This window comes from Aurantivibrio infirmus (assembly GCF_054767315.1).
Map to the genome: position 1 here is coordinate 308,728 of NZ_BAAFSK010000006.1, position 25,997 is coordinate 334,724.

Genomic DNA, 25,997 nt, shown 5'->3' on the forward strand with positions numbered 1-25,997 from the left:
ATGTTGGTAGACAAAATTTACTAGCGAATATTATATGATCCGAAATGTTACCCTTGATGACGCCCAGCGATTAGCGGAAATTTATAATTATTACATCGAGAGCTCGGTTATTACTTTCGAAGAAGAACAAATTGCCGTAAGTGATATGCGCGAGCGCATTCAATATTACTCCACCGCGAATTTACCTTGGTTAGTATTTGAATCAGGTGAAAATGTTTTGGGCTTTGCCTATGCGAGCTTGTGGCGATCTCGTTCGGCATATCGACATTCCGTAGAATCAACAATTTATTTAGACAAGGATAGCTTGGGGCAGGGTGTTGGCTCTAAACTTTACGCGCAGTTATTTGAAGCGCTTTCAGCCCTCGAATTTCATATTGTCATTGGCGGTATTGCTCTACCCAACGAAGCCAGTGTCGCTTTACATGAAAAACTCGGTTTTGAGAAAGTAGCGCATTTTAAAGAAGTGGGATTTAAACATGATCGCTGGATAGATGTGGGGTATTGGCAAAAATCATTGTGATCATATTAATTTTTTCGAATAGGTTAGCTCGTGTATTCAATTAAAGAATTATGGGACTCTGTCTCTTCAAGCGGTGTGCCCGCGACAATTTTATTGCTGCTAATGTTATTTGTCATTCGCTGGTTGCTATTACGCTATATCAAGCGTAAAGCACCACTATCCCGTGCATTAAAAGCAAAATGGCAGGTGTTTTTAAAAAATACGATCTTGTTGATTGCCATCGTAGGTTTGTCTTTGATTTGGGCACCGCAACTTAGAACCTTCGCGCTTTCCTTAACAGCTGTTGCGGTCGCTATCGTTATCGCAACCAAAGAATTAATTCTTTGTGTCAGCGGCTCTTTGGTGCGGGCTAGTAGCAGTACTTTTACCATTGGCGATCTGATCGAATTTAGCGGGCATACGGGATTTGTTATCGACCAGAGTTTATTGACAACTGAACTTCAAGAAGTCGATGCCACTAGTTTGAAGCCCTCGGGGAACAAAGTTATTCTGCCGAACAGTCTGTTTTTAACCAATGCGGTTCGAAATATTTCTAATCTGAACCCCTATTCTGTTCATTCCTTTACATTGTTTATCGATGGAAATAACAGTAGTGCAGTAAGTAAACTATTGGCAAAGTTGAATGCTTTACTGGAAGACAAGTGGCAAGCAACACTGAATGAGCCTAACTTTAAAAGTCAGTCAAAGTCGAAACGTTTGTTGCTTGATTCTTACGAACCAAGCATTCGAATAGTTACCTCTAATACAGCGAAAATAGGTTTTGTATTTACAATTACTTCTCATAAAAATGACACCCTAGTGCTCGAAAGAGAAATTTCAGAAGCATTTTTCGATCTGTTAGGAGGCCTTAGCAGCGGTGAAATAGATCAAATAGAATAACCATTGGGTTTTCTAAACTGCGTGCAGCTTTTCTTTCAAGCAAAAAAAAGCACAGCAAAATAGCTGTGCTTTTTTATAGTCCGAAGTAAAAAAATAGACTACTGTTTTTTACCCGTAAAGGTGCCGCCACCCATTCCTGCTAGATCAAGCTTACCTTCCATTGAGTCACCAGAAGCTTTTCCAGAATAAGTCACTTCCAGTTTCTGTCCGCCCATATCCGCTGAATATACAATGCTGAAATTACCTTCTGCATCGACAGTTCCTTCAACATCGGCTTCACCCAATTGGCCTGTATATTTACCTGTCACTTTTTCGCCGTCTTGGACTAACTCAAAAGTCGGTGCGCCAGAACCCGCATCGGTCGTTACTTCCAATAACCAAGATCCGGTTAAATCTGCAAACGCCATTACACTGAAAAATAATCCAGTAACTAAAACGGCCATTTTCTTAAAAATATGTGATTGCTTCATTGTTGTAAAACCCCCCTGTTAGGTGAGGGAATATTCTATGTGCTTCATCTGCGCATCGCAATAATAGTTAAGGGAAGTCGGTAAAGAACTGTGTAGATGTCGGTTTTTATGGGCTTTGCGTCACTTAATTCGCGCCAAAAAAATATCAGTCTCGATGTAGACAATGTATTTAATTCAAAACGTTTAGTGTCTATGGAGTCAGCAAAGTTTAACCATGGTAGCAATTTTTATTTTAAATTTAGCTTGCCCCTAGAATTTGCCTATTCCAGCGTTGAGTTCAACGTTATCGTCATCAGTCAGCACTTCATCTATAAAAGCATCGACTTGTTTCTCGACGAGCTTGTCGGATTCTTCAAAGTACGCAAGATGAAATACCGCATCGCCTTCATTAACCAAGGGAATTGTTTGTTGGCCAATTACAATTCCCCCTCTTGGTGCCTTAATTTCACAAGCGCCTGTGCCAAGGGGCGCTCCAATAACGGCAAGAACCTGATCTTTTACAACCTTGTCACCCAAGTTTACTCGGGCTCTAACGATGCCGTCTTGTGGTGAGCGAATCCAATTTGTCGACCGTGCTATAACAGGTTGAGATTTTGATTTCTTTTTTGTGCGGCCGATCATTGCTAAATAATTCATTACCCCAAGTACGCCTCTTACACCGCCGGCAATCGCGATGGGATCAAAACGTAAGGCCTCTCCAGCTTCGTATGTAATAACGGGGATATTTACTTTCTCTGCTTCAGATCGCAAAGAACCTTCGCGTAGTGACGCATCGACAATGACTGGGGCACCAAATGCTTGCGCCATTTCAGAGACAGTTTCATTTTCTAAATTCGCGCGAATTTGCGGAAGGTTGGTTCGATGAATAGCACCAGTGTGAAGATCAACAACATGGGTACATTTTTTTACGACGTGATTAAAAAATTGATAAGCAATTCTACCGGCGATCGATCCTTTTTCCGTGCCTGGAAAAAAGCGATTTAAGTCACGTCGATCTGGGAGATACCGGCTTTGATGAATAAAGCCAAATATATTTACGATAGGTACGGCGATAAGTGTACCTTTGAGCGTTTTAGGTTTTATACGTTCTAATAATTCTCTAACGACCTCGACACCGTTTAACTCATCGCCATGAATTGCCGCATTCACTAATAATATTGGGCCGGGATATTTACCATTTACAATTTCGACAGGAATAGACAGAGGTGTATGAGTATAAAGCTGGGCAACCTCCAACTCCATTCGAACCCTTTGCCCAGGGTGTATTGTTTGCTCGCCAATTTTTATTTCATTGCCAACAATTTTTTTTATCATACTTTAATTTAATTTACCTCGAAAAAACTATTTTGCTTTGCCAAAGCCTGTTTATAAAAACGGCTTAACCTTTGCCTTTTAGCTTGTTCGGTCCTTTTAATGAATCTTTTTCAATATATTCAATAATATCCGTCGCGATATCTTTTCCCGTCGCCGTTTCAATTCCCTCTAATCCCGGTGATGAATTAACTTCCAAAACCAGTGGGCCATGACTAGAGCGAATGATATCGACGCCAGCAACATCTAGACCCATTACTTGTGCTGCTTTAACCGCTAAACGACGTTCATCAGGTCGTAACTTAACAACTTCTGCCGTTCCACCTCGGTGCAAGTTTGAACGAAATTCTCCTGGCTGAGCTGTTCGTTGCATCGCGGCAACAACTTTTTCGCCGATAACAAAACAACGTATATCGGCGCCGCCGGCTTCTTTAATAAATTCTTGGACAAGAAAATCTGCCTGCAAACCTCTAAAGGCATTGATTAAGCTCTCTGCTGCTTTTTTGGTTTCTGCAAGGACAACACCATCACCATGGGTGCTTTCAATTATTTTTACAATGAGCGGAGCACCATTTACGGACTCAATAATATCCCCGGTGGCATCTGCTGAATGCGCATAACTGGTAATCGGTTGTCCAACACCTTTGCGCGCTAATAACTGATGGGCTCGCAATTTATCTCTTGAACGCGTAATTGCTATTGATTCATTGATCGAGTAAACACCACCCACTTCAAACTGGCGCAGCACGGCACAACCATACATCGTTATACTTGAACCAATACGCGGAACAACGGCATCGACATTCACCTCTTCGGCAACGCCTTTTCCTCCGGGTTTATACATAACCGAGGGTTTGTTCGTCGTAATATTCATGTAGCACTTGAGTACGTCGATAACTCTTGCTTCATGGCCTCTGGCTTTCGCAGCTTCTACAAGCCTGCGCGTGGAGTACAACTTACTGTTTCGTGACAACACTGCGATTTTCACAAGCACCTCGGTTTAATTTTAAATGCTAAAAAGTTTGTGGGGTTGATATCAAGCCTGTGAACCGATACACCTAGTTTTAAGCTGGTCAAACTCAATGTGAATTTTGCGCTTAGAAACTCATTGTGTTTGATAGCGATAAGGCAAGGATTGTTATTTTTCTCAATCTTGATTCTGAGCGTAAGGAGCCATAGTACATAGTACTGCACTGTGGCTCCAGTAAATAAAGACTTAGATGCCTTATTGTGGGGGTGTTTTTTATTCGACGGTAACAGATTTCGCCAAATTTCGCGGCTGATCTACATCTGTACCTTTGAGAACCGCCACATGGTACGACAAAAGCTGTAAGGGCAGGGTATAGACTATTGGCGCGATGCTATCAGCGATATGAGTAAGGTTAATAACGGTGGTTTCATTATCGTTGGTAAAACCCGCATCAGCATCCGCGAAAACAAAAAGTTTACCGCCACGCGCTTGCACCACCTCTAAGTTTGATTTCAATTTTTCCAATAAATCATCATTGGGTGCCACTGCAACGACGGGCATGTCTGCATCAACTAATGCCAAAGGCCCGTGTTTCAATTCTCCTGCTGGATAAGCTTCGGCATGAATATAGGAAATTTCTTTGAGTTTTAGGGCGCCTTCCAAGGCAATGGGATATTGAACGCCACGGCCTAAAAATAAAGCATGGTGTTTATCTGCAAACGCTTCACTGGTTTTTTCAATGATTGGATCAAGTGCTAGCGCCTTTTCACAAAGTGCCGGCAATTGGTGTAACGCTGCGACCAATTCTTTTTCTTTATCCGGCGTTAAACCGTGGTAACGACCCAGCACAATAGCTAAAAGCTGTAGGGCGGTTAATTGTGTGGTGAATGCTTTCGTAGACGCAACACCAATTTCTGGCCCAGCTAAAGTCATTAAAGCTAAATCAGATTCTCTTACCAAAGAACTGTTCGCAACATTACATATAGCGAGGCCCGCTAAATAACCCGATGCTTTTGCACCACGTAATGCCGCCAAAGTATCTGCAGTTTCTCCCGATTGAGAAATCGTAACGAATAATGCGTTTTTAGGTACCACTGTCTTTCGATATCGGAATTCACTCGCTACTTCTACGGTACAAGGTAAGCCGCCCCAATCTTCGAGCCAATATTTTGCAACGAGGCCGGCATGATAACTGGTGCCGCATGCGACAATTTGTACATACTCCACTTTTTCAAAAATGGCTTTCGCATCGATACCAAATGCTTCTTCCAACACTCGTTGTTTACCGATGCGTCCAGTTAACGTATTTTTGATAACTTCAGGCTGTTCATAAATTTCTTTCAACATATAGTGTCGAAACTTTCCTCGTTCGGCGGCTTCGACACCTTCGGTGATTTGCAGAACTTCTCGCTCAACAGGTTTTAAGTTGCCATCAAATATTTTATAGCTATCTTTAGTAATCTCAGCGGTGTCGCCTTCTTCGAGATAGATAAAACGATCTGTTACTTGACGTAAGGCGAGCTGGTCAGACGCGATAAAATTTTCTTCTATGCCGACGCCAATGACCAACGGACTACCGCTACGCGCAACGACAATGGTATTTGGTTGATCAGCATGAATAACTGCGACGCCGTAAGCACCTTCACATTCTGCAGTGGTTTTCTGTACTGCATCGAGGAGCGTGCTACCTTGTTCAAGATAATTTTTTACCAAATGCGCGAGTACTTCTGTATCGGTTTCCGATTTAAACTGAATACCTTTCGCAATTAATTTATCTCGAAGCACATCAAAATTTTCAATAATCCCGTTATGTACTACAGCAACATCTTCAGCCATTGAATAATGCGGATGAGCGTTATTTTCACTGGGTTTACCATGGGTCGCCCAACGTGTATGCGCAATACCGATACCACCTTTAATGGGCGAGCTATTTATTTTTTCTTCGAGGCTGACGACTTTGCCAACGGCTTTACGAATCTGTAGATCTTTATCTTTGTTAAGTACAGCAACTCCGGCAGAGTCGTAACCGCGATATTCAAGACGCTTTAGACCTTCAACTAAAATCGCAGTAATGTTTCTTTGCGCCGCCGCTCCAACGATACCGCACATAACTTTCTCCTTTGACTGTTGCTGCTGTTTATGAAAAGGGGTTCGTTAACACAAATTTTTATATTGCGTTCTATACCGGCGCACAAATAACTTGTACGCCCTGTTGTTCAATTGTTTTTTTATCACCGTCGGAAATATTCGAGTCAGTCACTAATGTTGTAACGATTGACCATGGTAGTTCGAGGTTATGAATTTTGCGGCCAATTTTTTCTGACTCCGCCATCACCACGACATCGCGACAAACTTCCGCCATCACTCGACTCAAGCTATACAGCTCATTAAACGTTGTCGTTCCGCGCTCTAAATCTAAGCCATCCGCACCAATAAAAAATTGATCGAAGTTATAGGAGCGCAGCATTTGTTCTGCCAACTGACCCTGAAAACCTTCTGACTTTGGATCCCAGGTACCACCTGTCATTAAAATCGTCGGCTCGTTTTCCAACTCTCTTAAAGCGTAGGCAATGGTGATTGAGTTTGTCATCACAACAAGGCCCTGCTTATGGGATAGCTCGGGTAAGAGAGCGGCCGTTGTTGTGCTGCCACTATCAATGATGATTCTGTTGTGGTCGCGGATGAGTTCCGCCGCTGACTGGGCGATTGCCTGTTTGCGAATCGAAACTTTCTCATTGGAGGTGTCTGCAATCATCTCCTGTGGCACTGGCACCGCACCGCCATAGCGCCGCAGCAGTAATCCATTACTTTCGAGTGCCGCCAAATCCTTACGAATAGTGACCTCTGAAGTAAAGAACTGCTCCGCTAAGGACTCAACACTGACTTCACCAAGCTGGGTGAGGCAATCTAGAATCGCTCTTCTGCGTTGTTGGGTGTTTCGTTTGGTCATTATTTTTTCGTTTTTCTTTCGATTTGAAAGTTATTTTAGTCAATCGAAAGAAAAACGCAAGAAAATTATCAGAGAACTGATGAGCGGGGCGATATAGCGGTAACTGGACAGATAAAGAGAATCAGTTTATTTCTTCTTAGGTCTTTCCCAGCCTTCTATATTTTGTTGCTTGCCACGTGCGACTGACAACTGGTTGTCGGGGACCGATTTATTGATGGTTGATCCGGCGCCAATTGTTGCGCCTTTGCCAACAGAAACCGGCGCAACGAGTGCTGTGTTTGAACCAATAAATGCATCGTCACCGATTTCGGTAACAAACTTATTTACGCCGTCGTAGTTACAGGTTATTGTTCCTGCCCCTACATTAACGCGCTCTCCCAGGTTAGCGTCCCCTACATAACTGAGATGATTGACCTTGCTGCCGATGCCAATAACAGATTTTTTAATCTCTACGAAGTTACCAACTTTGGCGCCGAGACGGAGATCTGCCCCTGGACGTAAACGAGCAAAGGGGCCAACCTCACAATTTTCAGCGACGGAGGCGTTTTCAACGATGGTGTTAGCTTTAATAACGCAGTTGTCACCAATTTTGGCGTTCTTTAAACAACAATTCGGGCCTATTGAAACATTGTCGCCAAGTTCTACCTCGCCTTCGATGACGCAATTGATATCAACCGTAACATCGGTGCCAAACCTTAAAGAACCACGACAATCAAAGCGTTGAGGGTCGATTAGGGTTAGCCCCTCAGTCATAAATTCGGCAGCCAGTTGAGCCTGATAAACACGCTCAAGCTCAGCCTGCTGTAAGCGGTTATTAACCCCAAGGACTTCCCATTCATTGGTAGGTTGTGAAGTCTCTATGGTTAAACCGTCCTGTTTAGCTAGGGCGATAATATCCGTTAAGTAATACTCCCCTTGTGCATTTCTGTTTGAAAGCATCGGCAACCAACGATGAAGTTTGTCGCCACCAACGGCCAATATCCCCGTGTTTACCTCGTTAATTAGTAATTGTTCGGTGCTGGCATCTTTTTGTTCGACAATCGCTATTACTTGATTGTCTTGGTCTCTAACAATACGCCCGTAGCCACTTGGGTCGCCCAGACTCAGGGTTAGCAGTGATAGTGAGTTATCACTAACTTTGCTGACAAGGTGCTCCAAGGTATTTTGCTTTATCAGCGGTACATCACCAAAAAGAATTAATACGAGGTCTTCATGGTTGATGTTCGGGAGCGCTTGAGCAACCGCATGGCCCGTTCCAAGCTGCTCTTTCTGTTCAATAAACTTGATATCATCCGCCGCAAGTGACGCTATTATTTGGTCTGCGCCATGGCCAACAACGGTATTGATGGACTTACCTTTGCTAAGCGTGCGCGCCGTATCAATCACGTGACCCAACAATGATCGGCCTGCGACAGGGTGCAGAACCTTGGGTAAGCTGGACTTCATTCGAGTGCCTTTGCCGGCGGCGAGAATCACGATATTGAGCATAATCTGTTGGGCTTCCATGTTGATGCGTAAAGACTTTTGCGTTACGTAAAATCGGGCTGATAAATTTGAGCGCTATGCTAACTCTTTTCAATACTAAATTCTGCACGAGCGCGATTACAGGTAGTTGACACAATCCTACTGGTTACGTGTTTCTGCTGGAGGTTTTAGGTGCTGAAGTTTGTGTGACAGCCTAATAATCGTAAAAAATAAGAAGGCAGAAACAAAGAGATTAAAGCTAGAGAGGGGTTAAAAAAGTAAGTAGTGACGAAATAACTGTTACTACTTACCAGCTTTCTTTCTAATCGCTTGCAAGGTGCGCAATTGCGCAGCGGCTTCAGCTAATTGTGAGGCTGCTCGTGAGTAGTCGAACTCACCACTTTGGTTTTGAATGGCTTGTTCAGCTTCTTTCTTCGCTTCAAGTGCAGCGGCTTCATCCATGTCACCTGCTCGTAGAGCGGTATCTGCAAGAATAGAAACGAGGTGAGGCTGCACTTCCAGATGGCCACCGGATAGATAATAAATTTCTTCTTCACCACCTTGTTTAATAATTCTTACCGGGCCAGGATTTAACCCTGTCAACAAAGGTGCGTGGCCATAACTAATGCCCAAATCACCTTCGGTGCCTGAAGCAACAATCATTTCAACGAGGCCAGAAAATATTTCTTCTTCTGCACTCACGATGTCACAGTGAACTGTCATAGCTGCCATTTAGATCTCTCAGATTTTCGCTCTATTTACTAATTTCCTAGATCTAAAAAGGAAAAATTAACAACAGAGCGTTTACCCTTAAAAATTTATTTCGGTGTTTTTTCAGTTTATTTCAAAGACTTTTATTTTAAAGTCTTTGCTTTTTCAACGGCTTCTTCAATAGAGCCAACCATGTAGAAGGCCTGCTCTGGAAGATCGTCGTAATCACCGCTAATAATTGCTTTAAATCCAGCGATCGTATCTTTTAGCGATACGTATTTACCGGGAGAACCAGTGAAGATTTCCGCAACAGTAAATGGCTGCGATAAAAAGCGTTCTATTTTTCGTGCGCGGAATACGGTTTGCTTATCTTCTTCAGATAACTCATCCATACCCAAAATCGCAATAATATCTTTCAGTTCTTTATAGCGTTGTAATACTGTTTGTACGCCACGAGCTACGTCGTAATGCTCTTGGCCAACCAATAAAGGATCAAGCTGTCGCGACGTTGAATCCAATGGATCAACCGCAGGATAAATACCTTTCGCAGCAATATCACGACTTAGTACAACAGTTGAATCCAAGTGAGCAAAGGTTGTTGCTGGTGATGGATCGGTTAAGTCATCCGCTGGAACGTAAACCGCTTGTACTGAAGTAATAGAGCCGGTTTTCGTAGAAGTAATTCGTTCTTGCAAAGCACCCATTTCTTCCGCAAGTGTTGGCTGATAACCAACCGCAGAAGGCATACGACCGAGCAGTGCCGATACTTCGGTTCCCGCCAAGGTGTAACGATAAATGTTATCAACGAACAAAAGAACGTCTCGACCTTCATCACGGAATTTTTCAGCCATAGTCAAACCGGTTAATGCAACGCGCAAACGGTTTCCAGGGGGCTCATTCATCTGACCATAAACCATGGCCACTTTAGATTTTTGGAATTCCTTAGTGTCAACAACACCGGCTTCCTGCATTTCGTGATAGAAATCGTTACCTTCACGAGTTCGCTCACCAACACCCGCGAATACAGACAAACCACTGTGCTCAGTTGCAATGTTGTTAATCAGTTCCATCATGTTTACGGTTTTACCAACACCGGCTCCACCGAACAATCCGACCTTACCACCTTTGGCAAATGGACAAACCAAGTCGATAACTTTAATACCGGTTTCAAGCAATTCAGAAGACGCAGACAACTCATCGTAAGCCGGGGCTTTACGGTGAATCGATGCTTTTTCTTTCTCGCCGATGGGCCCGCACTCGTCGATGGGATTACCCAAGACATCCATAATGCGACCGAGGGTTTCAACACCAACAGGAACCGAAACGGGTGCCTGTGTGTTTTCAACTGATAATCCGCGGCTAACGCCTTCAGAAGAACCCATTGCAATGGTACGAACAACGCCATCACCCAATTGTTGCTGCACTTCTAAAGTTAAACCTTTCTCGGTAACTTTCAGTGCGTCGTAAACCTGGGGTACGGCGTCGCGTGGAAACTCGACATCGATAACCGCACCAATGATTTGTACGATACGTCCGCTACTCATTTGGTGTTCCTCTTAAACATACTTTAAATGTTAAAAACTAAATTCTTTGATATGACAAACGGCTTATGAGATTGCTGCGGCTCCGCCAACGATCTCAGAAAGTTCTTGTGTAATAGCCGCTTGTCGCGCTTTGTTGTAAATCAATTCTAATTCTTTAATAAGTTCGCCGGCATTATCTGTAGCACTTTTCATCGCTACCATTTTCGCCGCTTGCTCACAGGCTTTGTTTTCTACAACGCCTTGATACACTTGAGACTCGATGTAACGCGTTAGTAGGCCTTCTAATAATTCACTAGCATCTGGCTCATAAAGATAATCCCATGAGTGCTGCAATTTTTCGTCTTCATCTGCCAACAAGGGAAGTAGCTGTCTGACAGTTGGCTTTTGGGTCATGGTGTTAACAAATTCATTACTGACAATAAAAACTTTATCAATTTTTTCTTCAGAAAATAAATCCAACATCACCTTAATGCTGCCAATTAAATCATCGGCCGAAGGTTCATCGCCAACATCTCGAGACACCGCTACAATGTTGCCACCAAAGTTTTTGAAGAAATCGACTGCCTTATTGCCAACTGCGCAGATATCCGCACTAATACCTTTGTCATGCCATTCTTTCATGGACTTCATGGTTGTTTTAAACAAATTAATGTTTAGGCCACCACATAAACCACGATCACTGGAAATCACGATATAGCCAACACGCTTTATCGTTTCGCGCTCCTCCAAATACGTATGCTTGTATTCAGATGTCGCGTTAGCAAGGTGTCCAACAACAGCGCGAATTCTTGTCGCATAAGGTTTACCAAGTTTCATGCGTTCTTGAGACTTGCGCATTTTACTGGCAGCAACCATTTCCATCGCAGAAGTAATTTTTTGCGTGGATTTAACGCTAGATATTTTTGTTCGTACTTCTTTAGTACCGGCCATAAGAACTTATTCCGCTTACCAAGTTTGTGTGGCAATAAACTTTTCTAGGGCTGCTTTAAAGCTATCAACGATTTCATCGTTGTACTCGCCAGTTTGATTGATTTTCTTCATCAAATCGCCGTGCTCACTGTTCATGTAAGACAGTAGTGAAGCTTCGAAATCACCGATTTTATTCACCGGAATTTCTTTTAGATAACCCTTGTCTGCGGCATAAATAACAATTGCCATTTCTGCAACAGAAAGCGGGCTGTATTGTTTTTGCTTCATTAATTCGGTCACGCGCTCGCCGTGATCAAGCTGTGCTTTAGTTGCCTCATCCAAATCAGATGCGAACTGAGAGAACGCCGCCAATTCACGATATTGAGCAAGCGCCGTACGAATTCCGCCAGACAATTTTTTAATGATTGGTGTTTGTGCAGCACCACCAACACGAGATACTGAAATACCGGCGTTCATCGCTGGTCGAATACCGGCGTTAAACATAGAAGATTCTAAGAAGATCTGACCATCGGTAATAGAAATTACGTTAGTTGGTACGAAAGCAGAAACGTCACCGGCTTGGGTTTCAATAACAGGCAACGCTGTTAATGATCCTGTTTTACCTTTAACTTCACCATTCGTTATTTTTTCTACGTGCTCAGCATTTACCCGCGCTGCTCTTTCTAACAAACGAGAATGCAAATAGAAAACATCACCTGGGTAGGCTTCACGGCCTGGCGGACGTCGTAACAACAGTGAGATTTGACGATAGGCCCAAGCTTGCTTGGTTAAATCATCATAAATAATTAATGCGTCTTCACCACGATCACGAAAATATTCGCCCATGGTACAGCCGCCAAAAGGCGCTAAGAATTGCATCGAAGCAGCATCAGATGCCGTCGCTGCGACAACAATGGTGTGATCCATCGCGCCGTGTTCTTCAAGTTTGCGAACCACTGCCGCAATCGACGAGGCTTTCTGGCCGATAGCAACATAGATACATTTAATGCCCGAATCTTTTTGGTTAATGATGGCATCAACCGCAATCGCTGTTTTACCAATTTGGCGATCGCCAATAATTAATTCGCGCTGTCCTCGACCGATTGGCACCATAGAATCAATCGCTTTTAAACCAATTTGTACTGGCTGAGACACGGATTGTCTGGCGATTACACCTGGTGCAACTTTTTCAATTGCATCAGTAAGTTGCGCATTGACTGGGCCTTTACCGTCAATTGGGTTACCAAGGGCATCAACCACGCGGCCTAATAGCTCTGGGCCAACTGGCACTTCCAAAATTCGACTAGTACAACGTGCGGTTTGGCCTTCAGCCAAGCCAGAAGCACTGCCGAGCACAACCGCACCAACAGAGTCTCTTTCTAAGTTCAAGGCCATACCGAATATGCCACCTTCGAACTCAATCATTTCCCCGTACATCACATCACCTAAACCGTGAATGCGAACAATACCGTCAGAAACGGAAACGATAGTGCCTTCGTTTTGGGCTTCGGTAGACACATCTAGATTGTCGATGCGTTGTTTAATAATCTCACTGATTTCAGAAGGATTCAGCTGCTGCATGCTTCGGTCCTCAAACCTTAAAAGTAATAATCGTGTGTTTTAAATATTGATGGATTCAGAAAGTTTGGCCAAACGACCTCTTACTGAACCATCAATCATGATGTCGCCAGCGCGAATGACTGCGCCACCAACTAACGAACTATCTACGGACGTCTGTAAATTTATTTCGCGTGCTAATCTTGTACTCAATGCTTTTGCTAATTTACTGCACTGCTCTTCAGAAATTTCAAACGCTGATGTAATTTCAACATCCATAGTTTTTTCGTGGTTTGCTTTTAATAGCTCAAACATTTCACGAATTTCTGAAAGCAATGTTAGGCGATTATTTTTCGCCAAATGCTTTATAAAATTTCCAACTTTACCATCGAGATCATCGCCGCAAGTATCGACAAAAATCTCACCCTTCTTAAGAGAGGGAATCCCGGGAGAGCCGAGTAATTTTGCAACTCCCTCATGCATCGCAACAGTGGCTGCTGTTGCCAACATGTTGGACCAGCGATCAAGTGCATTCACATCTCGTGCGAATTCAAACGCTGCTCTAGCATAAGGTCGTGCAATGGTCGTTAATTCAGCCATGACGTTTCCCGATTATAAACTTGCAGATAATTCATCAACCAACTTGCCATGAGCTTGTTGATCGACAGATGACTGCAAAATCTTTTCTGCGCCAGCTATAGCAAGAGCGGCCACTTTTCCGCGCAGCTCTTCTTTAGCACGATTAATTTCTAATTCAATTTCAGCTTCAGCAGCGGCTTTTTGTCGACCGGCTTCTTCAATCGCTTTTTGTTTTGCTTCTTCAACTATTTGTGAGGCGCGTTTGTTTGCCTGCTCAATAATTTCCGCCGCTTGCGATTTAGCTTCTTTGAGTTGTTCAGATACTCTGTTTTGTGCCAGCTCTAAGTCTTTGGAAGCGCGCTCTGCAGCCTCTAAGCCACTCGCGATTTTTTGCTCCCTTTCTCTCATTGCATTAAGCAGATGAGGCCACACGAATTTCATGCAGAAAGCTGCAAAAATGAAAAACGTAATGGTTTGACCTATGAGCGTATAATTAATATTCACAATTGCACCTCGTTGCGAAGTTGTTCAAAAGCATAATTTTGCTTAATCAGGCTTATAGGCCTGGAGCGATCGCGAACAAAAGATACATACCGATACCAGCACCAATAATTGGAAGGGCGTCGAGTAGTGCAAGAACGAGGAAGAATTTTGTCATAAGTGCAGGTGACTGCTCTGGTTGACGTGCTGAGCTTTCTAACAACTTACCACCCAACAAACCAAAACCAATACCTGTACCCAATGCGCCTAAGCCCATAATAATGCCTACAGCAATATACAACGAACCAACAGTTTCCATCATTTTCTCCCGTTTTTTAAACGACTATTAAATTAAATTTAAAAATTAATGTTCTTCGGTGTTATAGGCCATCGCCATATAAACAACCGTTAAAATCATAAAGATATACGCTTGCAACGAAATAATCAGGATATGGAAAACCGCCCATGCCCACTGCAAAACACCACCAACGATACCCCAAAGCAAACCGACACTAAACAACAGCGCGATAAGAATAAATATTACTTCGCCCGCAAACATGTTTCCCCACAATCGCAATGACAGGGAAAGCGGTTTCGAAAACAAACTAGCCAATTCTAAAACCAGGTTAAAAGGAATCGCTGCCCAATGCTTAATCGGGTTTAGCGTTAATTCTTTTACAAAGCCGATTAGCCCTTTTTCGCGAACACTATAAAAAATCATCAACATAAACACACCGATAGCTAAACCAAAGGTAGTGTTCGGATCGGTAGTGGGAACAACTTTAAAGAAAAAATGCGAGTCGCCCGCTGCCTTGCCTGCTAGCCAGGGAAGCCAGTCTACAGGGATCATATCCATGAAATTCATCATAAACACCCAGACAAAAATCGTTAGGCCTAATGGGGCGACAAATTTACTGGTGTAATGAAAGGAATCTTTAACAGTGGTATCGACCAACTCAACAATGAGCTCAACAAAACTTTGAAAACCACTCGGAACGCTGCTATCGGCTTTTTTTGCCGCTCGAGCGAAGAAAAAACAAAACAACAAACCTAAGCCGATCGACCAACCCATAGTATCGAGATGGATGGCTTTAAAACCCATAGCCGCAGCTTCTTCAGAGCTATGCGCCATAGTCCAGGTGCTGTGTTCTAGTACATGGATAGAGCCGTCTGCTTCGTGACGCTCATACCCGGCAGGTAAGTTACCGTAAGTGAGGTTGGTGAGATGGTGTTGAATATATTCAGTACTGGTTTGGCCACCGCCAGATTCGCCTGCCATAGTCGATCTCAATAAACACTGTTAGTTTTAGGGTTGGTAAATGCCGCTGTTTTTGCCACATTTACGCGGTTGTATATTCGCTATTTGGTTTTATTGGCCTGGATGATGTTATGCGTAACAATCACCTGAACCAACAACATTGCAACATAGGCACCGAACACCGCGGCCACATTTAGTGGTTTTACCATCGCAAACACTACTGCAAAACCAATAATGGTGAGTATAAATTTACCCACCTCTCCCTTGTTAAACGCTATTAACGTTTGTCGTGTAGCCCTTGCGCCCTGAAAGCGAAATGCTTGCATTGCGAAGTATAAATTGGGGAGTATTTGAATCACTCCACCCAATGCGAGGGAATACACCAAGGTCAAATCAAAAAAAGTCGCTATTAGCAAGATCGGCACAAGCGCAAGCACCTGCCCCAGCGGGATTAGGTGTATCGGCGGCTTTTTAATGCTATTCATTCGCGGCAGCACCTTGCTGTGTTGCCGGCTACCCTATGCATTAAAGCGACCCGACCAATCTCAGCACTTGGCAGTATTTCAGGGACTTCGCTTGATTTTCAATGTGTCCGTTAAATCCAAGAAATGATTCAACAGTTAGCTTCAGCTTGGTGAAGCTTCTGGCCCAAAAAAGCGATCGGCATTATAGGGGTTTGAACGTTTGAGTTCAACTCTAAGAGTGTAGGTTAAATTTGAATTATTGCTGGTAATTCAAATGCTTCAAGATTCCGTCTAGCTCATCAAGACTGTTGTATTTCAAGGTGAGTTTGCCTTTGCCTTTCGCTGAATGCTGGAGCGCCACCGGAACACCAATTTGCTCGGCAAGACTATCCTCAAGTTTCTTGATATCGGGATCAATTTTGTGGGTAGGAACGGCTTTTGTCGTTTGCTGCTGAAGGCGTCGAACCAGAGATTCTGTTTGTCGCACCGACAATTCTTTCGCAATAACCTGTCGAGCTAGATCTCTTTGTTCGGATTCATCTAAAGTGAGCAGCGCACGCGCATGGCCCATTTCTAGATCACCATGCTCTAGAAGTTTTTTTACTTCATCACTTAGAGAAATTAAACGCAACAAGTTGGTTACAGTCGTTCGCGATTTTCCTACCGCTTCAGCAACCTCTTGATGGGTTAACTCAAACTCATCTTGTAGACGCTTTAAAGCAAAAGCCTCTTCGATTGGGTTTAGGTCTTCGCGTTGAATGTTTTCGATAAGCGCCATGGCAATGGCAGCTTCATCAGGAACATCTTTAATAACCGCAGGGATTTTATCTAAGCCTGCTAACTGCGCAGCACGCCAGCGCCGTTCGCCGGCTATGATTTCGTAGCGAGAATTATCAATCGGACGAATAACAATGGGCTGCATTACGCCCTGTGCTTTTATTGAAGCTGCTAATTCTTCCAAGGCTTCAGATTGGATATCTCTGCGTGGTTGATATTTACCGCGCTGAATTAAATCTAAAGGTACGTGTGATAAGTCTTTTTTTAATTCAGCATCAACAGAGGCACTTTCTTCTGGCGTGCCTGGCGATACAGCAACGGGTGGCGTCTGGTTATTAATACCACCTAAAAGTGCATCGAGACCTCGTCCCAAACCTTTTCTTTTCATTTTGCTTACTCGTTAAATACTAATTTTTATTATTCTTACGGGGTTAAATTTTTACAAGGTCTTGTTAAAAAGCTTGTGATTGTTGCGCTCTATTTTTTTCTATTTGTTCTTTGCGACGAATTATCTCGCCCGCCAAGGTTAAATAAGAAATTGCGCCTTTCGATTGTTTATCGTAAACCAACACTGGCACGCCAAAGCTTGGCGCCTCAGCTAATCTAACATTACGGGGGATGCAAGTACGATACAGACGATCACCAAAATGATTAGTCAATTGCTGTGACACATCATTGGTTAAACTATTGCGAGGGTCATACATAGTCCGCAAAATCCCCTCGATCATTAACTTGGGGTTTAAGTGTTGTTGTATCTGATTAATCGTATTCACCAAAGCCGAGAGCCCTTCCAATGCATAATACTCACACTGCATTGGAATAATGACACCATCACACGCGGTAAGCGCATTTACCGTCAACATGTTCAAGGATGGTGGACAATCAATCAATATATAATCGTAATACTCCCGCACCGATTCCAACGCTTGTTTCAAACGTTGCTCTTTATTTTCAAGTGACAACATTTCAACTTCGGCGGCAGTTAAATCCGCGTTTGCCGGAAGCACGTCGTATGATGTTGCAATTGAATCTTGTAACACATTTTTTTGCACAACATCGGAGATCGGCATTTGATGACAAAGCACATCATAAACAGAATATTCCAGATCGTTTTTATCAACCCCACTGCCCATAGTAGCGTTGCCTTGAGGATCAATATCTATCAATAGCACTTTCTTTTTAGTCGCCACTAAAGACGCGGCCAAATTCACACAGGTTGTTGTTTTGCCAACTCCGCCTTTTTGGTTCGTGATCGCGTATATATGTGCTTGACTCATAATAATAATTTTTTAATTTTTAATTTTTAATTTTTTGTAATACTGTGAGGTGTCGTTCGGCATCTACCCCTGGTACTTGAAGCGAATAATTATGCTCCACCCTAATCGACTCAGAAACGTCCGCCAACTCGTTTGTTGGGCTCAAACCTTTCATCGCATAAAAATGACCATTCTCGGCAAGCAAGTGTTCGCTGCCCGCTAGCATATCACCAATGCTTGCAAAAGCACGGCTTAATACACCGTCAAATAAGTGATCTGCCTGGTAGGTTTCAACTCTTGATTGGACCACAGTGATATTGTGTAGACCCAAACTTGTTTTCACATGAAACAAAAATCGAGTTTTTTTGCCGTTACTATCGAGCAGAGTAAAGTGTTTGTCGGGAAATAAAATTGCTAGAGGAATACCTGGTAAACCAGCACCAGTTCCAACATCAATAAAATTAACTCCTTCACAGTAGGGGGCAATCACGACGCTATCGAGAATGTGAAGATACAACATATCACCGACATTTTTTATCGCTGTTAAATTATAGGCTTGGCTCCACTGCTGTAATAAACAAAGATAACCTATCAATAAGTTTTTTTGTTCATCCGTTGCATTGATATTTAGCTGTTCGAGTCCAGCACCCAACTCAACCAAAAGATCAGCTTTTTTGTCCTCACTAATTTTCACGATACCCGCGCGGTTGACTCATCGCTATCAGATAATTTATTTCTACGTAGCAATCCTTGTTTTTTTAAATACACCAAAAGCAAGGAAACTGCAGCAGGTGTAACTCCAGAAATTCTGGATGCTCGCGCTAAAGTTTCTGGTTTCGATGAGATTAATTTTTGTTTTACCTCATTCGATAAGCCATCAACTATTCCATAATCAAAAGAATCAGGAATTTTAGTATTCTCATAGGCTTTTAAACGGTCGATATCTTCTTGTTGTCGATCTATGTACCCAGAATATTTTGCTGAGATTTCTATTTGTTCTGCAACGCGAGCATCACTTACGCTTTCGCCTTTTAAATTAGCGACATCACGATAACCAAGTTCAGGGCGTTTTAGTAAATCATACAAACTGTATTCACGATTCAAAGGAGACGGCAATTTTTCAAGCAAGCGATCCGCCTGCTCTGAATTCGCTTGTACCCACGTCGTTTTTAGGCGCTGAGTTTCAAGCTCAATGGATTCTCTCTTAGTTGAAAACAGTTTCCAGTGATCATCGGAAACCACACCTAAATCCCGACCTTGTTCGGTTAGTCGTAAATCTGCATTATCTTCTCGCAACAACAATCGATATTCCGCTCGGGAAGTAAACATACGATAGGGTTCTGCTGTTCCCATGGTAATTAAGTCATCAACTAAAACACCGATATAAGCTTGATCTCGACGAGGACACCAAGGCTCTTTTTCTTGAACACGCAAAGCCGCGTTTATTCCCGCTAACAACCCCTGTGCCGCCGCTTCTTCATAGCCTGTCGTGCCATTTATTTGTCCAGCAAAAAATAAGTTCTGCACATATTTTGTTTCTAAGCTGTAATTCAAATCTTGCGGGTTGAAAAAATCGTATTCAATCGCATAACCCGGGCGCGTTATATGTGCGTTTTCAAACCCTTTGATTGAACGAACAAACTTTTCTTGAATATCGAAAGGTAAGCTAGTGGAAATACCATTGGGATATATTTCGTGGGTGTTCAAACCTTCCGGCTCGATAAAGATTTGGTGTGACGTTTTATCAGCAAAGCGATGAACTTTGTCTTCAATCGATGGGCAATAGCGAGGGCCAATGCCTTCGATAACACCGGTATACATTGGCGAACGATCTAAACCGCTATGAATAATATCGTGAGTATTTTGATTGGTATGAGTTATCCAACAGCAAATTTGCTCTGGGTGATCGGCTTCACTTCCCATTAACGACATAACGGGAGTAGGTGTGTCCCCCCACTGTTCTTCGAGTTCAGAAAAATCAATACTGCGCGAATCGATTCGAGGGGGTGTTCCCGTTTTTAATCGCGACACACGGATGGGTAGTTCTCGCAAACGATCTGCAAGGGCGATTGAAGGGGGAGCACCTGCCCGTCCGCCACTGTGGTTTTCCATACCAACATGAATAACCCCACCGAGAAACGTACCCGCTGTGAGCACAACGGTTTTCGCAAAAAACTTCAGCCCCATCTGTGTAACGACACCGACGACGCAACCATTTTCAATAATGAGATCGTCTACGGCCTGTTGAAATATTTTTAGACCCGCCTGGTTTTCCAACTCTTGGCGAATTGCCGCTTTGTATAACTCCCTATCTGCTTGTGCTCGAGTCGCCCTTACTGCAGGCCCTTTGCGAGCATTTAATAAACGAAATTGGATTCCGGCTTTATCAGTCGCTCTGGCCATGGCGCCGCCAAGTGCGTCAATTTCCTTCACCAAATGACTCTTACCAATTCCACCTATTGCGGGATTACAGGACATTTGCCCTAAAGTCTCGATACTGTGTGTCAGTAACAAGGTTTTAGACCCCATGCGCGCCGCTGCGAGACAGGCTTCGGTACCTGCATGACCACCGCCGATGACGATGACATCAAATTGTTCAGGATGACGCATGGGTGTTTATCTCAAGAAGGGATATATGAACCGAGCATTATAGGGCCACTCATTGAGCTGTTCAAAATACTTACTGACTTCTTAATAGTTTTAATAAGTATATTTATTTAGTAAGTATATTTAGTTTTAGTAGTAGTGATAGTAATAGGGCACGCATACCGCTGTGGAAAACCCATAAAAAACTATTAAAAACAACAATATAAGTGAATGCTAACCCTGTTTGTGTTTCACGAATTAGCTGAGTGTAGGATCAAGATAAGCTGTGTATTGAAATAGCCCTTATCAACAGAGCGTGGCAAAAGAGGTTTTATTCACAAATTGATTCAGGGCTTTTGCTATCAATAGTTCCTGGGTTATAAACATAATTCATAAAAAATCTAAAAAGATCAAACGCTTAGGGGATAAACCTGTGGATGAATGTGAACAACTTTAATGGATGGTGAGTTTAGATGTGGATAAGTTGTTGGTTTTATGGATTTAAGCCGGTATTTATTACTTTCCAATACAGAAATCAGAAAAGATTTTCCCGAGTAGTTCATCTGCATTCAGCGCTCCTGTAATTTCACCGAGAGCTTGTTGTGCGCAACGTAAGTCCTCTGCAAGTAGTTCACCAGCATTTACCGATAGTTGATTCGCGCCGTGTTCAACGAGTTCTTGTGCTCGAATCAATGCGTCTAGATGTCTGCGGCGGGCGGTAAAACTTCCTTCAGTGGTACTTGAAAACCCAGCAACCTCGAGTAAATGCCTTCGTAAGTCATCAATACCTCGTTTATCTTGCGTTGATATATTGATGGTCGTTATTTCTTGGCCCTTTACGACGCCAGGTGCTTTGGCGTTTAAATCGATCTTGTTGCAAAGTATGGTCACGCGTTGAGGGTCGGGTTGCTGTCCACCGGTAGCGGGCCAGATAGATTCGAGGTCTAGTTCCGCCTCTGTATTGCTATCAACAACTAATAATACGCGATCCGCCAATTCGAACTCTTGATGAGCTCGTGAGATGCCGATCTCTTCGACTTTGTCTGGGTTATCGCGCAATCCAGCCGTATCAACAATATGGATCGGTACCCCTTCTATATTGATATGTTCGCGAAGGACATCCCGGGTGGTGCCTTCAATATCGGTCACGATGGCAGACTCTTTCTCACTTAAGGCATTTAATAAACTTGATTTTCCAACGTTCGGTTTGCCAGCAATTACGATGCGAATTCCCTCTCTCATAATGATCCCCTGTTGTGACTTTTCTAGAAGGTCTTTTAATTGAGAGCGAATTTCGCCGAGAAAGGTTGCTATTTTTCCGTCGTTAAGAAAGTCGATTTCTTCTTCAGGAAAATCAATGGCGGCTTCGACATAAATTCGAAGATGAGTGAGTTGGTCGATCAAGGCGTCTATTTTATTTGAAAATACCCCCTGTAAAGAATTGAGGGCGTTACGTGCACTTTGTTGCGAGTTGGCGTTGATAAGATCTGCGATCGCTTCAGCTTGTGCTAAATCGATTTTGTCGTTTAGAAAAGCACGTTGCGAAAACTCTCCCGGTTGCGCTAAGCGTGCACCATGCTTTAGTACCGTGTTCAGGATTAAATCCAAAATGACAGGACCACCGTGGCCCTGCAATTCAACGCAATCTTCACCGGTAAAGGAATGTGGGCCTTGAAAATAAATCGCAATACCTTGATCGATAGCGATGTTTTGATTTTTGTCGTTGCTATAAAACTGACAATAGTGCGCGTGACGAGGAGAGAGTTTTTGCTGAGCGATATGCTCGCCGATAGGTTTTGCTAGTGGACCGGAGATTCGAATGATACCGATACCACCACGGCCCGCTGCTGTTGCAACCGCCGCGATGGTTGAAGTATCTAGAAACTCATTGGATGACATAAAAATGTATCACCGAGGGAGTTTAACTTTTTGTATCAGCACGATCTATTTGTTTGGTAATGACATATTGTTGCGCCATAGATAAGCCGCCGTTCACAACCCAGTATAAAACCAAACCGGCAGGGAAGAATAAAAACATCACGGTAAATACAAAAGGCATCATCTGCATGATCTTCGCTTGAGTTGGGTCGGGTGGTGTTGGATTCAACTTTTGTTGAAACCAAAAAGTTGCTCCGTAAATGAGCGGCAAAATAAAGAACGGATCCTTAACCGACAAATCGTTTATCCACAAAAACAGGGGTGCATGGCGCAGCTCAACGCTTTCCATTAAAACCCAGTAAAAAGCGAGAAACACTGGCATTTGCACCAGCATGGGCAAACACCCGCCTAGGGGATTAACTTTTTCTTTTTTGTAGAGCTTCATGGTTTCTTCCGACATTTTTTGCCGGTTGTCTCCATAGCGTTCTTTAAGTTCTGCCATCTTAGGTGCGAACTTTCGCATCTTCGCCATCGAACGATAACCAGCGGCAGACAGATGGAAAAAAGCGGCTTTTACAGAAACGGTCATCAAGATGATGGCGATTCCCCAATTACCGACAAAGCTATGTATCCAGTGAAGAAAATAGAACAAAGGCTTGGAGATAAAAAATAGAAAGCCATAATCGATAGTTAACTCCAGGTGGGTCGCAATTTCTTGCATTCGATGTAGATCTTTAGGGCCAGAATAAAAATCTGCTCCTAACACACCTTTTTGTCCCGGTGGAATTACTACCGCAGGTCCAAAGAAACCAAAAATATATTCGTTAGTATTGGCGAGTTTATAAATTTCAAAATTATTTAAATCGTCCTGCTTGGGAATCCAAGCACTAACAAAATAATGCTGAACCATGGCCATCCAGCCACCAGTATTATCAAACTTCTCTTTTGTAGTGGTGATGTCATCAAAATCAAACTTTTCGTAATTACTTTCTCTGGTTGAAGTTGCGACTCCTAAAAAGCTACTCGCGCCGAAGCTCGGTCCGGTTTGTACTGGCTCATGGTCATCACGCCGTATTTGGCCGTAAAAATTACCGGACCATACGCCGTCGCTTTGGTTATCAATTATGTATTCAACTTTAATTAGGTTTTCGCCACGGGTGAAAGTAAAGCGTTTGATAATGTCGACGTTGTTTTGAGTTAGAGTCAGATCAACCTGGAGGTTATCTTCTCCGTCGAGGAGTTCGTAATCAGTTTTTGCGACCGAAAATAGTGGCCGGGGTTTGTTGGCGACGTCGGTTCCGTTGGCGCCAATCAGTCCGCTGCGCGCAACATAGATAGTTGATTGGTTTTGATTCAGAAGCACTAAAGGGTCGTTAGGTTTGTCGATTTCGATGGGATATTGCGGCAAGGCAGTTTTAACGATGTCACCACCGAAGGTATCGATGATGACATCGAGGGTATCGGTTTTAATATTAATCTGTTGCGAACCCTGTTGATTGTTGATTACGGGCGCTGTTTGAGTTGGGGTAATGGTTGGAATACCGCTATCTGTTGGTGCGTTCGCAACAGGAATCGTGTTGGTGTTTTCGGGTTGAGGAATATTGTTGTTATTCATCGAGGTCGAGGTTGCAGTGTTTGTTGCAACAACGGGTTGCTGACGTTCTTGAAACTCGCTCCATTCTATTAATAGAAGGACGACGATAACGCCCATACCAATAAATAAACCTGTTCGTTGCCAATCCATCATTAATTACTGCCGTATTTCGGGTTGAGTTGAATTTAGGGTGGTTACTTGTTTGTTTGATAAAGCATCTTGATGCTTCGATTTAAAAAAGAGTGTTTGAGTAAAGTCCGGAACTTCATCAATGCCACCTGGATGCCAAGGGTGACATTTAAGTATTCGTTTAGTCGTTAGCCAGCCACCGGCGATGATGCCGTGGCGTTGAATGGCTTCTTCACCGTAATGAGAGCAGCTCGGATAGAAACGACAACAGTTACCCAGTAATGGGCTAATTAGATATCGGTATCCGCGTATTAGTAAGACGGCTAGCTTTCGCATGAAGGTGTCACACTGCTTTTGTTAACGCGTTTAATTAAGCGTTGCCATTGTTGATCTAATAGCGCGGTCTGTTGCTGGTCGCTCAGTTTATCGATGCCGCGCCGGGCCAGCACTATAGCATCGATATTTGGCATTTTGTGCTGTTTTAAGCGGAAAGTTTCTCGGATACGACGCTTGATTCGGTTTCTTTGAACCGCCAGGCGAACATTTTTTTTTGCAATGACGAGGCCGAGACGCGGACGGTTAAGCCGGTTGTTACTGGCTAGGATGAGTAGCTGGGCGCTAGAGATCTTAAAGTCGGCGGATTGAAACACCCGGGTGAACTCAGCGGCGAGAAGTAGACGAGATTGTTTTTTAAATGGGAACTTGGCCACTCGCTACCCCACAGTAACCGGAATCGCACTATCGAAATGCTTTTACCAATGAATGTCAGTTAGCGATATGACGAATTTACGCTGAAAGGCGCTTACGACCTTTTGCTCGACGACGAGCGAGAATTTTACGGCCACCTTTAGTTGCCATTCGCGCGCGGAAACCATGAGCTCGTTTGCGTTTTAGTACGCTAGGTTGGAATGTTCTTTTCATGGCTTGGACCCGACAAATAACTATTAATAGAAGGTGGTTGTTAAACGCTGCTTTTGATCCACATTTGAGTTAATCGAGAGACAGCCATTTAAGGACGCGGGATTCTAAAGAATTCGCTCGCTCAAATCAACGCAAATCCGAGATTAAAGTACTTCTTTTGTTTGTCAGGCAGAGCTCATATCGTTCAAAAATCAAACTATTCCAACAAAACAACTGTATATAAGACTGTTTATTAACCATAAATCCACAACTTATACACAGGCGACGCCTATATTTTGTACTGAAATTAATTTTATACTGTGGATTGTTTGTTGATTTTTTGTTCGCTTAAGTTGTTGATTATTAAGAATAAAATTAAATTAAAAATATTAAAGATTTTTACATTTGGCTGTGGATAAACTCCTTTAACGAGAGTAGACTTCGCTTTCTCCAAGCTAATCCTTAGTTAGGCCTAAAATCTGTTTAAACGACAATTTGGGCGTCAAGGAGTTAAGTTGGACTGTTTTTAATTCAACGATTAGTTGCGTTAGTGCTTGGACATTTCAAAACCTAGTGAAGGCTAATAATTACTATAAGGTTGATTAGGTGTTGATAAAGTAAAACCCAGGCGAGCCAGGTTCGAGCCGTTAAAAACATTTACGCTCAAACAGGTACCAGAGCCAGCTAAAAGTAGAACGTCAGTACGGCCAAATAGCTCATCTTCCAAATATGGCTTTAGCCAAGACGCAATCAGTAGTTTTGATGGCGTAGGGCTTTTGTGACTCAGAAATTAGTGAAAGATGGCCTTAAA

General features: G+C 43.1%; 26 protein-coding genes. 2 read left to right on the plus strand and 24 right to left on the minus strand.

Annotation, left to right across the window (positions count from 1 at the left end; all coding sequences use genetic code 11):
• The first annotated feature begins 34 nt into the window (after positions 1-34).
• On the plus strand, positions 35-520 hold the full coding sequence (locus ACYUCY_RS15195) for an arsinothricin resistance N-acetyltransferase ArsN1 family B (protein WP_460227367.1): 486 nt from the start codon (positions 35-37) through the stop codon (positions 518-520).
• A 30-nt stretch (positions 521-550) separates the two neighbouring features.
• On the plus strand, positions 551-1,399 hold the full coding sequence (locus ACYUCY_RS15200) for a mechanosensitive ion channel family protein (RefSeq protein WP_460227368.1): 849 nt from the start codon (positions 551-553) through the stop codon (positions 1,397-1,399).
• Positions 1,400-1,497: 98 nt separating this feature from the next.
• Here ACYUCY_RS15200 and ACYUCY_RS15205 read toward each other — a convergent pair whose 3' ends face one another.
• From ACYUCY_RS15205 to rpmH, 24 genes are all read right to left on the minus strand, one after another.
• Entirely contained in the window at positions 1,498-1,869 is a 372-nt protein-coding gene (locus ACYUCY_RS15205) for a hypothetical protein (protein ID WP_460227369.1), read from the minus strand.
• Between the two features lie 249 nt (positions 1,870-2,118).
• A complete protein-coding gene (locus ACYUCY_RS15210) occupies positions 2,119-3,183 on the minus strand; it encodes a succinylglutamate desuccinylase/aspartoacylase family protein (protein WP_460227370.1) in 1,065 nt (354 codons plus the stop codon).
• A 64-nt stretch (positions 3,184-3,247) separates the two neighbouring features.
• Positions 3,248-4,168: a 30S ribosomal protein S6--L-glutamate ligase gene (gene rimK, locus ACYUCY_RS15215; RefSeq protein WP_460227371.1), complete on the minus strand. Its 921-nt coding sequence runs from the start codon at positions 4,166-4,168 to the stop codon at positions 3,248-3,250.
• Positions 4,169-4,423: 255 nt separating this feature from the next.
• Positions 4,424-6,259, minus strand: a complete 1,836-nt coding sequence (glmS, locus tag ACYUCY_RS15220; protein WP_460227372.1) for a glutamine--fructose-6-phosphate transaminase (isomerizing) — start codon at positions 6,257-6,259, stop codon at positions 4,424-4,426.
• Positions 6,260-6,329: 70 nt separating this feature from the next.
• Complete coding sequence (locus tag ACYUCY_RS15225; protein ID WP_460227373.1) at positions 6,330-7,100, minus strand: DeoR/GlpR family DNA-binding transcription regulator; 771 nt, start codon at positions 7,098-7,100, stop codon at positions 6,330-6,332.
• Positions 7,101-7,226: 126 nt separating this feature from the next.
• Positions 7,227-8,606 carry a bifunctional UDP-N-acetylglucosamine diphosphorylase/glucosamine-1-phosphate N-acetyltransferase GlmU gene (gene glmU / locus ACYUCY_RS15230; protein WP_460227374.1) on the minus strand — a complete coding sequence of 460 codons (1,380 nt, stop codon included), beginning with the start codon at positions 8,604-8,606 and terminating at the stop codon, positions 7,227-7,229.
• 261 nt (positions 8,607-8,867) lie between these two features.
• Positions 8,868-9,296, minus strand: coding sequence for a F0F1 ATP synthase subunit epsilon (locus ACYUCY_RS15235; protein WP_460227375.1), 429 nt, complete (start codon positions 9,294-9,296; stop codon positions 8,868-8,870).
• Positions 9,297-9,418: 122 nt separating this feature from the next.
• Complete coding sequence (atpD, locus tag ACYUCY_RS15240) at positions 9,419-10,819, minus strand: F0F1 ATP synthase subunit beta (protein WP_460227376.1); 1,401 nt, start codon at positions 10,817-10,819, stop codon at positions 9,419-9,421.
• A 63-nt stretch (positions 10,820-10,882) separates the two neighbouring features.
• On the minus strand, positions 10,883-11,749 hold the full coding sequence (gene atpG / locus ACYUCY_RS15245; RefSeq protein WP_460227377.1) for a F0F1 ATP synthase subunit gamma: 867 nt from the start codon (positions 11,747-11,749) through the stop codon (positions 10,883-10,885).
• A gap of 15 nt (positions 11,750-11,764) precedes the next feature.
• Positions 11,765-13,309, minus strand: coding sequence for a F0F1 ATP synthase subunit alpha (gene atpA / locus ACYUCY_RS15250; RefSeq protein WP_460227378.1), 1,545 nt, complete (start codon positions 13,307-13,309; stop codon positions 11,765-11,767).
• Positions 13,310-13,348: 39 nt separating this feature from the next.
• Complete coding sequence (locus ACYUCY_RS15255; protein WP_460227379.1) at positions 13,349-13,885, minus strand: F0F1 ATP synthase subunit delta; 537 nt, start codon at positions 13,883-13,885, stop codon at positions 13,349-13,351.
• A gap of 12 nt (positions 13,886-13,897) precedes the next feature.
• Positions 13,898-14,368 carry a F0F1 ATP synthase subunit B gene (locus ACYUCY_RS15260; protein ID WP_460227380.1) on the minus strand — a complete coding sequence of 157 codons (471 nt, stop codon included), beginning with the start codon at positions 14,366-14,368 and terminating at the stop codon, positions 13,898-13,900.
• A 52-nt stretch (positions 14,369-14,420) separates the two neighbouring features.
• Entirely contained in the window at positions 14,421-14,663 is a 243-nt protein-coding gene (atpE, locus tag ACYUCY_RS15265) for a F0F1 ATP synthase subunit C (RefSeq protein ID WP_460227397.1), read from the minus strand.
• Positions 14,664-14,708: 45 nt separating this feature from the next.
• Complete coding sequence (atpB, locus tag ACYUCY_RS15270) at positions 14,709-15,623, minus strand: F0F1 ATP synthase subunit A (RefSeq protein ID WP_460227381.1); 915 nt, start codon at positions 15,621-15,623, stop codon at positions 14,709-14,711.
• 80 nt (positions 15,624-15,703) lie between these two features.
• Positions 15,704-16,087 (minus strand): ATP synthase subunit I, encoded by a 384-nt coding sequence (locus ACYUCY_RS15275; RefSeq protein ID WP_460227382.1) that lies wholly within the window; start codon positions 16,085-16,087, stop codon positions 15,704-15,706.
• Positions 16,088-16,322: 235 nt separating this feature from the next.
• Positions 16,323-17,231, minus strand: a complete 909-nt coding sequence (locus ACYUCY_RS15280; RefSeq protein WP_460227383.1) for a ParB/RepB/Spo0J family partition protein — start codon at positions 17,229-17,231, stop codon at positions 16,323-16,325.
• Positions 17,232-17,295: 64 nt separating this feature from the next.
• Complete coding sequence (locus tag ACYUCY_RS15285; protein ID WP_460227384.1) at positions 17,296-18,120, minus strand: ParA family protein; 825 nt, start codon at positions 18,118-18,120, stop codon at positions 17,296-17,298.
• Between the two features lie 19 nt (positions 18,121-18,139).
• Positions 18,140-18,793, minus strand: a complete 654-nt coding sequence (gene rsmG, locus ACYUCY_RS15290; protein ID WP_460227385.1) for a 16S rRNA (guanine(527)-N(7))-methyltransferase RsmG — start codon at positions 18,791-18,793, stop codon at positions 18,140-18,142.
• Positions 18,790-20,709, minus strand: a complete 1,920-nt coding sequence (gene mnmG, locus ACYUCY_RS15295) for a tRNA uridine-5-carboxymethylaminomethyl(34) synthesis enzyme MnmG (RefSeq protein ID WP_460227386.1) — start codon at positions 20,707-20,709, stop codon at positions 18,790-18,792. The genes rsmG and mnmG overlap by 4 nt, the downstream gene beginning before the upstream one ends.
• Positions 20,710-21,201: 492 nt before the next feature.
• A complete protein-coding gene (gene mnmE, locus ACYUCY_RS15300) occupies positions 21,202-22,584 on the minus strand; it encodes a tRNA uridine-5-carboxymethylaminomethyl(34) synthesis GTPase MnmE (RefSeq protein WP_460227387.1) in 1,383 nt (460 codons plus the stop codon).
• A gap of 22 nt (positions 22,585-22,606) precedes the next feature.
• Complete coding sequence (yidC, locus tag ACYUCY_RS15305; protein WP_460227398.1) at positions 22,607-24,307, minus strand: membrane protein insertase YidC; 1,701 nt, start codon at positions 24,305-24,307, stop codon at positions 22,607-22,609.
• Between the two features lie 6 nt (positions 24,308-24,313).
• On the minus strand, positions 24,314-24,622 hold the full coding sequence (yidD, locus tag ACYUCY_RS15310) for a membrane protein insertion efficiency factor YidD (protein ID WP_460227388.1): 309 nt from the start codon (positions 24,620-24,622) through the stop codon (positions 24,314-24,316).
• Positions 24,610-24,996, minus strand: a complete 387-nt coding sequence (rnpA, locus tag ACYUCY_RS15315; RefSeq protein WP_460227389.1) for a ribonuclease P protein component — start codon at positions 24,994-24,996, stop codon at positions 24,610-24,612. Before rnpA ends, yidD begins: the two co-directional genes overlap by 13 nt.
• Before the next feature lie 76 nt (positions 24,997-25,072).
• Entirely contained in the window at positions 25,073-25,207 is a 135-nt protein-coding gene (gene rpmH, locus ACYUCY_RS15320; protein ID WP_460227390.1) for a 50S ribosomal protein L34, read from the minus strand.
• Between the last annotated feature and the right edge of the window lie 790 nt (positions 25,208-25,997).

Coding starts and splice junctions, on each gene's coding strand:
- yidD (WP_460227388.1), bottom strand. CDS start 24,622: ATGCGAAAGCTAGCCGTCTTACTAATACGCGGATACCGATATCTAATT.
- ACYUCY_RS15235 (WP_460227375.1), bottom strand. CDS start 9,296: ATGGCAGCTATGACAGTTCACTGTGACATCGTGAGTGCAGAAGAAGAA.
- atpG (WP_460227377.1), bottom strand. CDS start 11,749: ATGGCCGGTACTAAAGAAGTACGAACAAAAATATCTAGCGTTAAATCC.
- yidC (WP_460227398.1), bottom strand. CDS start 24,307: ATGGATTGGCAACGAACAGGTTTATTTATTGGTATGGGCGTTATCGTC.
- ACYUCY_RS15255 (WP_460227379.1), bottom strand. CDS start 13,885: ATGGCTGAATTAACGACCATTGCACGACCTTATGCTAGAGCAGCGTTT.
- ACYUCY_RS15280 (WP_460227383.1), bottom strand. CDS start 17,231: ATGAAAAGAAAAGGTTTGGGACGAGGTCTCGATGCACTTTTAGGTGGT.
- glmU (WP_460227374.1), bottom strand. CDS start 8,606: ATGGAAGCCCAACAGATTATGCTCAATATCGTGATTCTCGCCGCCGGC.
- atpA (WP_460227378.1), bottom strand. CDS start 13,309: ATGCAGCAGCTGAATCCTTCTGAAATCAGTGAGATTATTAAACAACGC.
- atpD (WP_460227376.1), bottom strand. CDS start 10,819: ATGAGTAGCGGACGTATCGTACAAATCATTGGTGCGGTTATCGATGTC.
- atpB (WP_460227381.1), bottom strand. CDS start 15,623: ATGGCAGGCGAATCTGGCGGTGGCCAAACCAGTACTGAATATATTCAA.
- ACYUCY_RS15275 (WP_460227382.1), bottom strand. CDS start 16,087: ATGAATAGCATTAAAAAGCCGCCGATACACCTAATCCCGCTGGGGCAG.
- ACYUCY_RS15205 (WP_460227369.1), bottom strand. CDS start 1,869: ATGAAGCAATCACATATTTTTAAGAAAATGGCCGTTTTAGTTACTGGA.
- glmS (WP_460227372.1), bottom strand. CDS start 6,259: ATGTGCGGTATCGTTGGAGCGGCGGCGCAAAGAAACATTACTGCGATT.
- atpE (WP_460227397.1), bottom strand. CDS start 14,663: ATGGAAACTGTTGGTTCGTTGTATATTGCTGTAGGCATTATTATGGGC.
- mnmE (WP_460227387.1), bottom strand. CDS start 22,584: ATGTCATCCAATGAGTTTCTAGATACTTCAACCATCGCGGCGGTTGCA.
- ACYUCY_RS15195 (WP_460227367.1), top strand. CDS start 35: ATGATCCGAAATGTTACCCTTGATGACGCCCAGCGATTAGCGGAAATT.
- ACYUCY_RS15225 (WP_460227373.1), bottom strand. CDS start 7,100: ATGACCAAACGAAACACCCAACAACGCAGAAGAGCGATTCTAGATTGC.
- ACYUCY_RS15285 (WP_460227384.1), bottom strand. CDS start 18,120: ATGAGTCAAGCACATATATACGCGATCACGAACCAAAAAGGCGGAGTT.
- ACYUCY_RS15210 (WP_460227370.1), bottom strand. CDS start 3,183: ATGATAAAAAAAATTGTTGGCAATGAAATAAAAATTGGCGAGCAAACA.
- mnmG (WP_460227386.1), bottom strand. CDS start 20,709: ATGCGTCATCCTGAACAATTTGATGTCATCGTCATCGGCGGTGGTCAT.
- rpmH (WP_460227390.1), bottom strand. CDS start 25,207: ATGAAAAGAACATTCCAACCTAGCGTACTAAAACGCAAACGAGCTCAT.